The sequence below is a fragment of the Dorea sp. MB18-49 genome, from assembly GCF_023669465.1.
Lineage (GTDB): Bacteria > Bacillota > Clostridia > Lachnospirales > Lachnospiraceae > Dorea_A > Dorea_A longicatena.
Window position 1 is genome coordinate 13,261 of the sequence record NZ_JAMOYX010000042.1, and the last position, 14,546, is coordinate 27,806.

The 14,546-nt window shown below is 41.9% G+C and carries 16 protein-coding genes; 1 reads left to right on the top strand and 15 read right to left on the bottom strand.

The features are described from left to right. Window positions 1–72 precede the first annotated feature (72 nt). On the top strand, window positions 73–1,641 hold the full coding sequence (gene hcp, locus NCY30_RS11595; protein WP_334290497.1) for a hydroxylamine reductase: 1,569 nt from the start codon (window positions 73–75) through the stop codon (window positions 1,639–1,641). Here the strand turns inward: hcp and NCY30_RS11600 are convergent. The 15 genes from NCY30_RS11600 to NCY30_RS11670 all read right to left on the bottom strand — a co-directional run. Next, the gene (locus NCY30_RS11600) at window positions 1,638–1,928 is read right to left on the bottom strand and encodes a hypothetical protein (protein WP_006428383.1); all 291 of its coding nucleotides are present in this window, start codon (window positions 1,926–1,928) and stop codon (window positions 1,638–1,640) included. The genes hcp and NCY30_RS11600 overlap by 4 nt on opposite strands. Before the next feature lie 124 nt (window positions 1,929–2,052). Beyond that, a complete protein-coding gene (locus NCY30_RS11605) occupies window positions 2,053–2,685 on the bottom strand; it encodes an endonuclease III domain-containing protein (protein ID WP_055215562.1) in 633 nt (210 codons plus the stop codon). Between the two features lie 5 nt (window positions 2,686–2,690). Then, entirely contained in the window at window positions 2,691–3,245 is a 555-nt protein-coding gene (locus NCY30_RS11610) for a prolyl-tRNA synthetase associated domain-containing protein (protein WP_006428381.1), read from the bottom strand. A 141-nt stretch (window positions 3,246–3,386) separates the two neighbouring features. Continuing rightward, a complete protein-coding gene (locus NCY30_RS11615) occupies window positions 3,387–4,397 on the bottom strand; it encodes an alpha/beta hydrolase (RefSeq protein WP_250818759.1) in 1,011 nt (336 codons plus the stop codon). Window positions 4,398–4,465: 68 nt separating this feature from the next. Beyond that, the gene (locus NCY30_RS11620) at window positions 4,466–5,281 is read right to left on the bottom strand and encodes a hypothetical protein (protein WP_055193426.1); all 816 of its coding nucleotides are present in this window, start codon (window positions 5,279–5,281) and stop codon (window positions 4,466–4,468) included. A gap of 4 nt (window positions 5,282–5,285) precedes the next feature. Continuing rightward, on the bottom strand, window positions 5,286–5,834 hold the full coding sequence (locus tag NCY30_RS11625) for a helix-turn-helix domain-containing protein (protein ID WP_055180491.1): 549 nt from the start codon (window positions 5,832–5,834) through the stop codon (window positions 5,286–5,288). A gap of 304 nt (window positions 5,835–6,138) precedes the next feature. After that, a complete protein-coding gene (gene nadA / locus NCY30_RS11630; protein ID WP_055283024.1) occupies window positions 6,139–7,053 on the bottom strand; it encodes a quinolinate synthase NadA in 915 nt (304 codons plus the stop codon). Window positions 7,054–7,068: 15 nt separating this feature from the next. Further along, a complete protein-coding gene (locus tag NCY30_RS11635; RefSeq protein ID WP_242853878.1) occupies window positions 7,069–7,320 on the bottom strand; it encodes a hypothetical protein in 252 nt (83 codons plus the stop codon). A 25-nt stretch (window positions 7,321–7,345) separates the two neighbouring features. Next, a complete protein-coding gene (locus tag NCY30_RS11640) occupies window positions 7,346–8,521 on the bottom strand; it encodes a MalY/PatB family protein (protein ID WP_055180495.1) in 1,176 nt (391 codons plus the stop codon). A gap of 12 nt (window positions 8,522–8,533) precedes the next feature. Further along, on the bottom strand, window positions 8,534–9,679 hold the full coding sequence (locus NCY30_RS11645) for a trans-sulfuration enzyme family protein (RefSeq protein WP_250818760.1): 1,146 nt from the start codon (window positions 9,677–9,679) through the stop codon (window positions 8,534–8,536). Further along, entirely contained in the window at window positions 9,679–10,833 is a 1,155-nt protein-coding gene (locus NCY30_RS11650; protein ID WP_028086796.1) for an ATP-binding protein, read from the bottom strand. Before NCY30_RS11650 ends, NCY30_RS11645 begins: the two co-directional genes overlap by 1 nt. 234 nt (window positions 10,834–11,067) lie before the next feature. Beyond that, complete coding sequence (locus NCY30_RS11655) at window positions 11,068–11,514, bottom strand: RrF2 family transcriptional regulator (protein WP_006428371.1); 447 nt, start codon at window positions 11,512–11,514, stop codon at window positions 11,068–11,070. A gap of 28 nt (window positions 11,515–11,542) precedes the next feature. After that, the gene (locus NCY30_RS11660) at window positions 11,543–12,853 is read right to left on the bottom strand and encodes an O-acetylhomoserine aminocarboxypropyltransferase/cysteine synthase family protein (protein ID WP_161159074.1); all 1,311 of its coding nucleotides are present in this window, start codon (window positions 12,851–12,853) and stop codon (window positions 11,543–11,545) included. A gap of 78 nt (window positions 12,854–12,931) precedes the next feature. After that, window positions 12,932–13,864 carry a cysteine synthase A gene (gene cysK / locus NCY30_RS11665; protein WP_250818761.1) on the bottom strand — a complete coding sequence of 311 codons (933 nt, stop codon included), beginning with the start codon at window positions 13,862–13,864 and terminating at the stop codon, window positions 12,932–12,934. Window positions 13,865–14,168: 304 nt separating this feature from the next. Then, window positions 14,169–14,546: DUF6483 family protein (locus NCY30_RS11670; RefSeq protein WP_250818762.1), on the bottom strand; the 378-nt coding region annotated here is incomplete at its 5' end.

A 14,546-nucleotide genomic window follows, 5' to 3' on the forward strand; every position in this document is an offset into this window, starting at 1 on the left:
ATTTTTTATTCTTTGGAAACATACTAATTCTGTCATAAATATATAGCAAGGAAGGTATTTATTATGGAAGAAATGTTTTGTTTCCAGTGTCAGCAGACCGCTCATAATTCCGGATGTGAAGGGCGTGCCGGTGTCTGTGGAAAGAAAAGTGACACCGCCAATTATCAGGATGAGCTTACCGGTGCGCTGATCGGCCTGTCACGTGCCGTGCGTAAAAAGCTTGCCCTGAATCCGGATGCTTCTTTCGAACATGCGGATGAACTTATCTTAAAAGGGTTATTCACCACGATTACCAATGTTAATTTTTTCAATGATACGATTATCGAACTCATTCGTGAAGTAAATGTCGAAAAGGACCGGATCTATCCGGATATCATGAATTATGATGTCCACCATATCTGGGAAGATCAGGAAGATATCCGCTCGTTAAAGTCTCTGATTCTTTTCGGACTGCGCGGCATGGCTGCTTACGCTTATCATGCTTATGCGTTGGATTATGTAGACAGAAATGTCCTTGATTTCTTTTATGAAGGACTCGAAGCCCTCGGTTCGGAAAAAAGCAGTGACGAATTACTTGCTCTCGTATTAAAAACGGGTGAGATCAATTTCCGCTGCATGGAGCTTCTGGATCATGCGAACTCTGGTACTTATGGCAATCCGGTACCGACAGAAGTTCCACTGACCATCGAAAAGGGGCCTTTCATCGTTGTCAGCGGACATGATCTTCATGATATGGAACTGTTATTAAAGCAGACGGAAGGAAAAGGAATCAATATCTACACCCACAGTGAGATGCTTCCGGCACATGGATATCCGGAATTAAAGAAATATTCTCATTTAAAAGGAAACTTTGGAACTGCCTGGCAGAGTCAGCAGTCAGAATTTCACAACATTCCGGCACCTGTGTTATTTACTACCAACTGTCTGATGCCGGTACGCCAGAGTTACTGCGACCGGGTATTTACCACCTCCATCGTATCATATCCGGATCTGGTGCATATCGGAGAGGACAAAGATTTCACTCCGGTTATTGAGAAAGCTCTGGAATGCAAGGGATATCCGGAAGATCATCCAATGACCGGAATCAACGGCGGGTCTACAGTCACAACCGGATTCGCCCACAATGCTGTTCTTTCTAATGCCGGGCATATCGTGGAACTTATAAAGGCCGGTAAGATCCGCCATATCTTTCTGGTCGGCGGATGCGACGGTGCCGCTCCGGGACGCAGCTATTATACGGATTTCGCCAAAGCTGCACCTATGGACACCTTGATTCTGACTCTTGCCTGCGGAAAATACCGGTTGAATGACCTGGATCTTGGTTCCATCGACGGTATTCCAAGGATCTTGGACATGGGGCAATGTAATGATGCTTATAGCGCTATTAAAGTTGCTCTTGCACTTGCAGAAGTCTTTGACTGTACCGTAAACGACCTCCCGCTCACCCTAGTTCTTTCCTGGTATGAACAGAAGGCCGTATGTATCCTGCTTACGCTATTATCTCTCGGTGTGAAAAATATCCTGCTTGGTCCAACACTTCCTGCATTCGTCTCTGAAAATGTATGGAAGATACTGGTGGAGAATTATAATATTCAGAAGATCAGTACTGTGGAAGAGGATATGAAGAAAATCCTTGGTTAATGATCTTCAAGATTTGCGAAGAACAATTCATAGAAATCATCTTCAGCCTCGATCATCGGCGAGTTCTCCCCTCCGCCATTGGTGCTTCTTTTCATTGCGGCATGGAATTCTTCTCCTGCCGCAATTAATTCCATTTCGTATAATTCGTAACCAAGATTCCGGCAGGTCTTGCAGAAGGCAGATAGCGGGTCTGCTTCTGTTCTGGTTGCGAGGAGCTGTTGTTTTAACTTTTCGTCTTTTAATGCTTTGTTTTGTAATTCGTCTAATATACTTACTACGTCTGCCATAATCCTCAATCCTTTCCTGCTAAAAAAGAGAGTAACACATTTCCTATGCTACTCCCTCGTCTCTAAAACTATTATATGAATTTCATTTTACTTGCGCAAGCTTTATTTTCATAAATGCATTTACTTAAATATGTTTCCCACAGATATCTGCCAGACAGCATTTCTCACAATGCGGCTTCGTCCTCGCTGTACAGACGTCTCTTCCGTGATATACCAGCCTGTGGCAGAAATCACTGCCTTCTTCCGGCGGGATGATCTTCCAAAGTTCCATCTCTACTTTCTTCGGTTCCTTGATTTCATCTACCAGACCGATCCGGTTACAGAGTCTGATGCAATGCGTATCCGTAACAATCGCCGGTTTGCCGAACACATCCCCCATGATCAGGTTCGCACTCTTTCTTCCGACTCCCGGAAGTTTCAACAATTTATTAAAATCATCCGGGACTTTTCCATCATATTCATCACGGAGCATGCGCATACATGCACTGATATCCCTCGCTTTACTCTTGCCCAGTCCGCATGGTCTTACAATTTCTTCGATCTCTTCCGGTGTGGCTTCTGCCAGTGCATTGACATCCGGGTACTTTGCATATAAGCCTTCTACTACTACATTGACTCTCGCATCCGTGCACTGTGCTGCCAGACGTACACTGACCAGCAGTTTCCACGCATCGTCATAATCCAGCGTGCATCCCGCATCCGGGTATTCTTTTTTCAGGCGGTCGATGACCACCAGTGCCAGTTCTTGTTTATCCATTTTTATTACTCCTGTTCATTTCCATCCGAAAGCTTCACCGTAATATAATCATGATGGATTTCTTTCAGAAATTTATCAAATACATCCGCTGTCTTCATCTTGATACTGGAAGTGTTCACACATGGATGACATCCGAATTCTTCCTGTTCCAGAAGTTCCTCATCCACCAGAAGCTGCACTTTATTCTCCGGATCAAAGATCAGTCCCATGACAGTAGCTGAGCCCGGCGTTACATTCAGATATGTTTCCATGTCTTCTCCCGATGCAAAGGATAATCTCGTGGTCGGGATCTGCTGTGACAGTTCTTTTGTCTTGAGCGCTTTGTTTCCTGGCATCAAAAGCAGATAATATGACGTTTTCTTCCGGTTACATAAGAACAGATTCTTACAGATCTCCATTCCCAGCGCTTTATCAATCTCTTCACAGGCTTCCATTGTCATGACTGCTTCGTGATCCGCTCTGATGTAGGGGATATGCAGACTGTCCAGTATATCGTAAACTTTTATTTCTTTTTCTTTTCGTCCGGATGTGTCTTCCGGGCGTCCATTGTATAACTCCATTTTATCTCTTATCCTATATCAATTTTCTTGTTCCTTCTTTTCTCACTATTATACAATTATCAATTTAGTACTACAAGTAATTTCCAGTTTATAGATTCGATTGCCACACCGTTTTGAAATGCCTGTACCCTTTATTCTCCTCTATTCCACTTTCAGATATTTCTCCATCCACACTTCTGCAAGCTGCGTCCAGCTCTGTACTTCTTTCAGCGTTTTGCGGATTCCCTCTTTCTGCTTTTCCGTCCATCTTGCCGGCTTTTTACGTCCGATACCGAACTTCACCAGAAGTTCCTCTCCTTTTTCCTTTGGAAATGGAGTCTCGCCGGCCTCGATTGCCTCTGCAAGCATCTGCACCTGTTCCTGTGTATATCTTTTTCCTTCTTCCTGTCCTATATTCTGCTCTAACCACTCTTCGGTTGCCACAGATAGTCCATGGATTCCTTCTGAAAATACATGCTGTGCAAATGGTACACCAGCCTGTGCACAAGCCTGTGCAAAGAGATAACTGTTCTCCACCGGAACTGTCTGATCTGTTACGGTCTGCCACAGGAAACATGGCGGTGTATCTTTTGTCACATGATTTTCCAGCGACATATAGTCCAGTTCCTGCTCTGTCGGATTCTTTCCAAACAATGCAACAAATGAATCTCTGTGTGCATATTTTCCAGAACTGATGACCGGATAAGACAGAATCGCCGCATCTGGGCGGTTGGATATGTTCTGGTATGCTTCTTCCGGATCTTCCACATCTTTATTATGTACACAAAGGCTTCCACACAGATGTGCTCCTGCTGAGAATCCGCAGACTGCGATTCTGTCTGGTCTGATATGGAATTCCTCTGCACGTGAACGAATCATGCGGATTGCTCTTGAGATATCGTGTAACGGCTGCATCTTCAGCGCTGCTTCATCTAACTGATTAATCGTATATTCCAGAACGAATACATTGTACCCTGCACCATAGAATTCCATTGCCGGCAGGTGCGCTTCCGATGGGGATACTTCCCGGTATGCGCCGCCCGGTGCGATGATCATTGCCGGATGCTTCTTTTCATCCTCATGAATATAGCTGAACATCACCGGTATAAAACCATGTGCTGCCGGATAATGATACTCTTCTTTTTTCCAGATTTCGATTCTTTCATTTATCATAATTTTTACCTTCTCCTTTATTCCTTAACAATTACTTATTTCTACCGTTCTTTCCCCATTATATTTCTCTACGTCTTCGAAAACAAATAAGGATATTTCCGCATTTGTGCAAATATAATCGTTTCCACCCGTTTTCGTATCTCATCTGAATAGCCTTCTGCGTTTTCAAGCAATTCTGTCACGTCTTTTTTTGTAAAACGGAACTTTAGATTCATTTTATATAAAGATTCGGAAATATCTAATTGTTCATCGAATGCATTACATATTGTTTTGGGCTGAACCTTCTCCATAAGTGTGTAAATATCTCCCGTCAAAGGATAATCCATCGTTGTATCTGCTAAAAGTCCTGCTCCATTATCAAAGATCGGGCAGTATGCATAATCACCTTTTCCATTCATCAAGACGGCTATGTTATGCATATGCCGGTCTTCATTCAGGAAAAATGCATCTATCGTCAGCAGTTTGTTCATATATACTCCAAAATTCTGAAGTCCCGTCATTCGTTCCACCTGTTGCACTAAGAAACGTAATCTTTCCTCATGATCGGGTATTCTATACATGCTTTTATACAGACTTTCTCCGAAAAAATTATGAAACAACCTCTCTAAAGTTATAATCTGCCAGTCTTCATTCAGAAAATTTTTACTCTTTGCCCCATTATAAATTACCGTTCCATATTTTATTTCTTCCAGGTCATAACATACAAATTCTTGTTCAGCCAGCGTAGATTTTTTCAGAAGATGCGATATCATATACTCTGCCAGTCCTTCATATCCTGTATAATCGGCTTTGTACCAGATCCCATCATTCTCCCATTTTAACTGATTTCCTTTTGACGACTGACGCCTATTTGTCCTGATGTTCTGACCAAAAAGTTCTATCATTCATTTACCTCTCTATACGAATCCAAAAATCATCCTCCGCCATCCGTCCTTCTGTCTTCTCTATAATCATAATCGGATCGTAAAATGGCAGTCCCAGATCTTTCAGTATCAGTTTCATCTTATCTCTGCTTTCCGGGAAACATCTGGATTCCAGAAATTCTATATACTGATTATAATCCGGCTCTTCCATAACCCCAAATGCACGGAACATAATCTTATCTGTATAATTTTTTATTTTCACTTTTCGTTCCCGCTCATTCACATCAATCAAAGTACATACATCCTGATCATACATATACCAGATTCTGAGCGGCCACACTTTTTCCGGAACTTTGACTTCCTGTTCATATTCCGGATATTTCTGCAGCATCTTAAGAAATGGAACAATTGGCCCGCGGATAACGTCTTCACTTCTCTCCCAACGCTCTACTGTCGGTTTTGAACAATTGATAAATTCTGCAAATTCTTTTTGTGTCAGATGCAATTCTTTCCGGATTTTCTTGATTTCCTTTGCTGTTGTATATTCTGGTGTTATAAATAGTCTTTCTTTCACAATCTCACCTTCTGGTTTTATGATTCCCGTCTTTTTCTTTATTAAATCACAACCTCTATTATTTGTAAACAAAAAACAATCAAAATAATTGTTTTTCATCTTCTAAAACCATCATTTTAATTGTTTTATTGATTTTAATAACTCATCTACAGAATCTGCCACTAACAACTTCTCTTATATACTTTGATATACTAACAAAGACTTCGCATCCTACATCAGATACGAAGTCTTTCTCTTAATTATTTTCTTTTTTTACTAGAGCCACCCGGGACACTAAAAAAGCCACTTTACCTGTCCCCCTGGCTTACTGCGCTGCCAATTTCAGCATCTTTTCAAGTGGAAGTGCTGCCTTCTGGCGCATCTCCTCATCCAGATTCACCTCCGGCTGCATGGTCTCAAGTGCTTCCTTCACACCTTCCAGACGCACCATCTTCATATTCGGGCAGAACTGTCTGTGCCCTACAGAATAGAATTTCTTCTCCGGATTTTTCTGATGCAATTCATAGAATACTCCCATCTCTGTACAGATGATAAATGTGTTATTTTCTGATTTTGTAGCATAATCGATAATCTGCGAAGTACTTCCGATAAAATCAGATAATTCCAGAATATCTCCTGTACATTCCGGATGAGTCAGTACGAGTGCTTCCGGATGTGCTTCTTTGGCTTTCTGAAGTTCTTCTTTGTGAATACTCTTATGTACATGGCAGAATCCATCATTGAAAATAAAGTGCTTCTCTGGAAGCTGGCTTGCCACGAAACGACCAAGGTTCTCATCCGGGATAAAGAAGATATCTTTATTCGGAAGGTTCTTTACGATTTTCAGCGCATTGGACGATGTTACACAGACATCAGACTCTGCTTTGATCTCTGCAGTCGAGTTCACATAACAGACTACAGATACATCCGGGTACTCTTTTCTCACTTCTCTGATCTTATCCACGTCTACCATGTGTGCCATCGGACAGTCTGCATGACCGTCTGCCATTACGACTCTCTTCTTTGGATTCAGGATCTTCGCACTTTCTCCCATGAAAGAGACTCCACAGAAAACAATCGTGCTCTCCGGAACTTTGGTTGCAATCTCTGCAAGATAATAAGAGTCTCCTACATAGTCTGCAATCTCCTGCACTTCCCCATCTACATAATAATGTGCCAGGATTACAGCATCTTTTTCCTTTTTCAGTTTTTGGATTTCATTTTTGATTTCTTCGTTCATTTCCGACTTTCACCTCTAAATAAAGTATTCAATGGTCTCTTCTTCCGTAAGTCTTGTCTTTTCATTAAATAAAATGACAGCTTCCCGCCCATCGTACGGTCCAAGGGAATACATGTTAAGTGCCGTCTTATTAAAATACTTCCACGGTACGATTCGGTTACAACATGTAGGCTGGTCCAACACTCTGATGATATCTTTCTGTTCATACTCCTGGTCGCAGTAATAAGGATCAAACATCCGCACATTTTTACCATCTATTCCGGTCAAATTCCCTTCTTTAACGTATTCTCACTTACCTATCATGCACCGATTCAGCCAGTTGTGTCAATGCCTGTTTTAAAATTTCTCGTGGGCATGCAATATTTATACGCTCAAATCCCTCTCCGTCCGGTCCAAACATTGCTCCGCTGTCAAGCCAGAGTTTTGCTTTGTTCTCCACCAGATCTTTTAACTGCTCTTCTTTCATGCCGAGACTCTTAAAATCCAACCATAAAAGATAAGTCCCTTCCGGCTCTGTCAGTTTGATCTCCGGAAGATTCTCTTTTAAAAATGTACGGACATAATCCAGATTTCCCTCCAGATAAATTTTCAATTCTTTTAACCACTCTTCACCGGTCTCATAAGCTGCCTGACATGCAACCAGTCCCATCAGATTCACCTGGCTGTAACCGGCTGCTGTCACTTCCGCCCGGAATCTCGCACGAAGTTCCGGATTCGAAATCCATATATTGGAAATCTGAAGTCCGGCAATGTTAAATGTCTTACTTGGTGCGGTACACGTTGTAGTGATTGCAGCGTATTTTTCATCTAAGGATGCAAATACATGATGTATATTCTCTCCATATGTAAAATCACTGTGGATTTCATCACTGACTACCAGCACGTTATGTTTCAGACAAATGTCTCCTATCTTACGAAGTTCCCACTCCTTCCACACACGTCCGACCGGATTGTGCGGACTGCACATCAGGAATAATTTTACATTTTCTTCGACAATCTTCTGCTCGAATTCTTCGAAATTAATCTCGTAATGTCCGTCTATCTGCTGAAGCGGACTATTGATCAGCCTTCTGTGGTTGTCTGTGATCACTTCGCTGAACGGATAGTAAACCGGCTGCTGCAGAAGAACTGCATCACCTTCTTTTGTGTAAGCCTTCACTGCCATCGCAAGTGCGAACACCACGCCCGGTGTCTTGATCAGCCATTCTTTTTCTACTTTCCATCCGAAATGCTTCTCATACCATCCGGCTGCTGCCTGGAAGTAATCATCTTTTCCTTCGCTGTATCCGTAGATTCCGTGTGCGACTGCGTCACTTAAGCTTTTCTGGATTCCCGGTGCTGTCGGGAAATCCATATCTGCCACCCAGAGCGGAAGCATATCATCACTTCTCCCTCTTTCTTTTGCGAAATCATATTTCAGGCATTTCGTTCCATGTCTATCCACTACTTTATCAAAATCGAACTTCATCTGTGCATCCTCCTACGCAAGTGCCTGCTCAAGATCTGCGATTAGATCATCTGCATTTTCAATTCCAACTGACAATCTTAAGAAATCTTCTGTGATTCCAAGTTTCTCTCTTACTTCTACCGGCAGATCTCCATGTGTCTGAAGCATCGGGTAAGTGATCAGTGACTCTACGCCTCCGAGACTTTCTGCATAAGCGATCAGTTTCACACTTTCCAGGAGTTTCCTTGCTGTTGCTTCACTATCTACTTTGAAAGAAATCATACTCCCGAATCCGCTTGCCTGTGATGCATTTACTCCATACCCCGGATGCTCTTTCAAGCCTACATAATAGACCTGTTTTACTTTTTCATGTCCTTTTAACCAGTTCGCAATCTTCATCGCATTATCCTGCTGTGCTCTTAATCTTACAGACAATGTCTTAATTCCACGCAAGATCAGATAGCTGTCAAATGGTGCAAGACAGCTTCCGACTGTCTTATATATATAACGGATCTTCTTCGCTGTCTCTTCATCCGCCGAACACAGGAATCCTGCCAGTGTGTCATTATGTCCACCAAGGAATTTTGTCCCGCTGTGGATAACCAGATCTGCTCCCAGTTCAATCGGTCTTTGAAATAATGGTGAAAGAAATGTATTGTCAACAATAATCTTCAGATCATGTTTATCTGCGATTTCTTTCATCTTTCTGAGATCTGTGACACGCATGGTCGGGTTACTCGGTGTCTCGATATAAAGTGCTTTTGTATTCTCCCGGATATCTGCTTCTACAAGATCTGCATCCGCAGTATCTACATAAGAGAACTCCAATCCCCTCTTCCCGCCGACAGATTCAAACATTCTGACAGAACCGCCATACAGATCATCTGTACAAAGGATATGATCCCCACGGTCAAATAACTCCAGACAAAGACCTACCGCAGCCATACCGTTTGCGCATGCTACAGTATCTACCGCACCTTCCAGTGCCGACATCGTATGCTCAAGCTCTGTTCTTGTCGGGTTGCTCTCTCTCGTATAGTCATATCCGGTAGACTGTCCAATACCAGGATGGGCAAATGTCGCTGCCTGGTAGATCGGTACTGCTACTGAACCGTAAGAATGTGTCTTTTCATCTGTTCCGTTTCCGTGTATACATCGTGTCTCAAATCCGTAATTCATTATTTACCTCTTTCATTGTAATCATCCAGGAAATTATATTCCATGTCATCTTTGTGGTATCCGATAATCGTTCTTAAGTTGACATTATGCACACTCCGGAAAATATTCTTTTCGATAATATCTCCCTGTTTTCTGAATTCCTTGATCAGCTCCTTCATCTCGTCACGTTTGGAACCTCTTCCGCCGCCACAGGATACACAGTTCTCTGTGAATCTGCATGCGCACTGAATGAAGTTGAGCTGATTGTAATCCCTCCATGCTATAATGTCATCTTCCTTGATCAGATACATTGGTCTGATCAGCTCCATACCCTCGAAATTTTGGCTATGGAGCTTCGGCATCATCGTCTCCACCTTTCCGCCATAGAACATCCCCATAAGGATCGTCTCAATCACATCGTCGAAATGATGTCCGAGCGCAATCTTATTGCATCCCAGTTCTTTTGCGTGAGAGTATAGATAGCCTCTTCTCATTCTCGCGCAAAGGTAACATGGATTCTTGTCAATATCTGCTACCGTATCAAATATCTGTGTCTCAAATACCGTAAGCGGAATTCCAAGTACTTTGGCGTTATCCTGAATGATCTTCCAGTTATCTTCATTGTATCCCGGATTCATTACCAAAAATACTAATTCAAAATTCGCTTTTCCATGTTTTAACAGTTCCTGAAACAGCTTTGCCATCAGCATGGAATCTTTTCCACCGGAAATACAGACTGCAATCTTATCTCCGTCCTGGATCAGATCGTATTCTCTGATTCCTTTCGTGAACTTTCTCCAGATTCCCTTGCGGAATTTCTTGATGATACTGCGTTCAATCTCTTTCTGCTTCTCTCCGGTAGTATTTTCATCCTGTACGAACTCACTTAGTTTCTTTCTCAAAAAGGAACGATATCCACCTTCAATATTCGCCGCATCATATCCGGCTGCTTCCAGTTCATAAACAGCATCGACACTCCATTCACCGGTATGGCATAATACATACACCGGCTTTTCTTTCGGAAGTTCTTCCATACGTTCTTCTACTTCTGCAAGCGGGATGCTGACCGCTCCCGGTACAGAGCCTCTGGTATATGCATCTGCAGGACGGACGTCCAGCACTGTGATTGTATTCTGATCTAATTGTAATAACTCTTCTATCGTGATTGTCTTCATATCTTTTAACCTCTCTTTGTGAGTTGCTGTTCATGCAACAGCTATTCCTATTAACCAGATAGGTTTTGTTGTTTATCTGGTATTATATGACGTTTTTCCCTGTCTGTCAAGGAACTGAAATGTGTTTTAAAAATATTTATCTTTCAAATATACGCTAGAAAAGTTTACCACAAAAAAGAATACTGTACCAGTGGTTTCCCGCTAATACAGTATGTTTTGTTGTGTGAACTGATATTATATATAATACATATCCTGTCCATAATCAATGTATTCCTGATACTCTTTCTCCAGATCATGCAAGGTTACTGACTGGAGGATTTCTGTCACGCTGTCATTTACCCTGTCGATCACCAGTTTCTGGATTGCTTTGACACTCCCGGTATATTTTCCTTCTTTCGGAAGTTCCTCATCTTCGATGCGGTAGTCACCTTCCAAAGCTTCTATAATAGAAGAAACGGTAATCTCCTGTGGCGGACGGCTTAAGAAATAGCCGCCCTGGGAGCCTTTTATACTCTTTACGATTCCTGCTTTTCTAAGACTTGCAAATACCTGTTCCAGATACTGTGGAGATATCTTGTTCCGCTCTGCAATGCTATTGAGCGCCACCTGTTCAGTTTTTGAATTGATGGCCAGGTCGATCAACGCTCTCAGACCATATCTGCTTTTCATTGAAAGTTTCATATATATCTCCACACTCCTTCATTATTTCTTATTCTACGGCTTTGAATGCCTCATCCAGATCCTGGATAATGTCATCAATGTGCTCTGTTCCGATTGACAGGCGGATTGTATTAGGCTTGATTCCCTGATCCAGTAATTCTTCTTCCGTGCACTGGCTGTGTGTTGTTGTTGCCGGATGGATAACCAGAGATTTTACATCTGCAACGTTAGCAAGCAGTGAGAAGAGTTCCAGATTATCGATGAAATCTTTTGCTTTCTGTGCGTCACCTTTGATCTCAAATGTGAAGATAGATCCTCCGCCATTTGGGAAATATTTCTTATATAATGCCTGCTGTTCCGGATCATCAGATACAGCCGGGTGGTTAACCTTCTCTACCAGTGGATGGTTGTTCAGATATTCTACTACTTTCAGTGCATTCTCAACATGACGCTCTACACGTAATGATAATGTCTCGAGTCCCTGTAAGAAGATAAATGAATGAATCGGAGAAATGGTTGCTCCTGTATCTCTTAAAAGGATCGCACGGATCTTTGTAACAAATGCTGCAGGTCCTACTGCTTTTGTAAAGCTGATTCCATGGTAGCTCGGGTTTGGCTCTGTAAGAGAAGCGAATTTTCCTGATGCTTCCCAGTCGAATTTACCGCTGTCAACGATGACACCACCGATTGTTGTTCCGTGTCCACCGATGAATTTTGTTGCTGAATGGATAACAATGTCTGCACCGTACTCGATCGGTCTTACAAGGTAAGGTGTTGCAAATGTATTATCTACAACGAGCGGAATCTTATGCGCATGCGCGATATTTGCAATCTTCTCAATATCTACAACGTCTGAGTTTGGATTTCCAAGTGTCTCGATATAGAGTGCTTTCGTGTTGTCCTGGATTGCTGCTTCTACTGCATCATAATCGAAGATGTCAACGAATGTGGTTGTAATTCCGTACTGTGGAAGTGTGTGCTCTAACAGGTTAAATGATCCACCGTAAATATTCTTAGCTGCTACGATATGATCTCCGTTCTGTGCGAGATTCTCGATCGTGTATGTTACTGCTGCTGCTCCGGATGCTACTGCCAGTGCTGCAACTCCGCCCTCCAGTGCTGCAATACGTTTTTCGAAAATGTCTTCTGTAGGGTTTGTAAGACGTCCGTAAATGTTACCTGCATCTGCCAGTCCAAAACGTGCTGCTGCATGATCACTGTTGCGGAATACATAAGAAGATGTCTGATAGATCGGCACTGCTCTTGCATCTGTAACCGGATCCGGACTTTCCTGTCCTACGTGTAACTGTAATGTTTCAAATTTTAACTCTCTATTCTCTCTTGTGATTTTTTCGCTCATTGGGTTGATCTCCTTTTTCTTCATAATTTTATCGTTATTTGTTGATACTGTCCGTTCTGTTTCGAATTCTATATCTTTTTATTCTGTAAATAATGGTGTTGAATAATATCTGTCACCTGAATCTGGGAGTAATGCTACGATTGTCTTTCCTTTGTTCTCCGGACGTTTTGCAAGTGCGATAGCTCCTGCAAGTGCAGCTCCTGATGAAATACCTACCAGAACTCCTTCTTTCTTAGCAAGAAGTTTTGCTGTCTCAAATGCTTCGTCTGCTTCTGCTTTGTAGATTTCGTCATAGATCTTGGTATCTAATGTATCCGGAACGAATCCGGCTCCAATTCCCTGAATCTTATGCGGGCCTGCTTTTCCTTCTGAAAGTACCGGTGAGGAAGCCGGCTCCAATGCTACGATCTGAACTTCCGGTTTCTGCTCTTTTAAGTAAGCACCGATTCCGGAAAGTGTTCCGCCTGTTCCGACGCCTGCGATCACGATATCGACTGCTCCGTCTGTATCGTTCCAGATCTCAGGACCTGTTGTCTTCTTATGTGCTGCCGGGTTAGCAGGATTTACAAACTGTCCAGGAACGAAACTATTCGGAATCTCTTTTGCAAGCTCATCTGCCTTTGCGATGGCTCCCTTCATTCCTTTTGCTCCTTCGGTAAGTACGATCTCTGCACCGTAAGCTTTCAGGATGTTTCTTCTTTCCACACTCATCGTCTCCGGCATCGTAAGAATGATTCTGTATCCTTTTGCTGCTGCAATAGATGCAAGACCGATTCCTGTATTACCGGATGTTGGTTCAATGATCACAGAACCTTCTTTTAAGATTCCTTTTTCTTCCGCATCTTCGACCATTGCTTTTGCAATTCTGTCTTTGACGCTTCCTGCCGGGTTGAGGTACTCAAGCTTTACAAGAAGTGTTGCTTCCAGACCAAGTTCTTTTTCTATGTTTACTACTTCCACCAGTGGTGTATTTCCGATCAGTCCTAATGTTCCTTTATAAATCTTTGACATTTTGCTTCCTACCTTTCCTACTTTTTCGGTATGTTTTCTTGATGAATTTACTATACTACCTTAATTCCTATTTGTCAACTATGTTTAGTATGTTTTTGTAATTTTTATTTTTCATGCGCGCAAGCGCAACAACATCGCATTCGTCCCCACATTCGCTTTTCTTTTGTCATTATCCTGCACGCTCCCTTCCGTTCTTTAAACTAAATAAAACCAATCCTTATATTTCCTATTGTTTCGATAGGTTTTATGGATTAGTTTTATTATATTACCGCTATGTCATATTTGTCAAGTATGTTTTACAGTTTTATCTGTATATCAAATCAATAACATTTAATATTCCATAATGCTCTGCAATAATCTTCAGTCCTTTTTTAATTTTTTCGTGACTATAATTCTTCGACAATAATGCATCTTCCGTCAGTTCATTTAGATATCCATAAAATACAAGCGCTTTTTCTAAAGCTCCTTCTTTATTCGCATCTACAAGTGTTAGTATTTCCTCTTCCATCTTCTTAATATTGTCTATACCGCTTTGTCCGTTCGCAGCTTCTAACATTTTTTTATTTTCACCTTTAATTGCTCCATCTGAAATATCTACAGGTGTACCTATATCCTTGTTTAATAATAATTTCACCATTGTTCTGATAACTTCATTATTTATTCTTATTATATAATCCTGCTC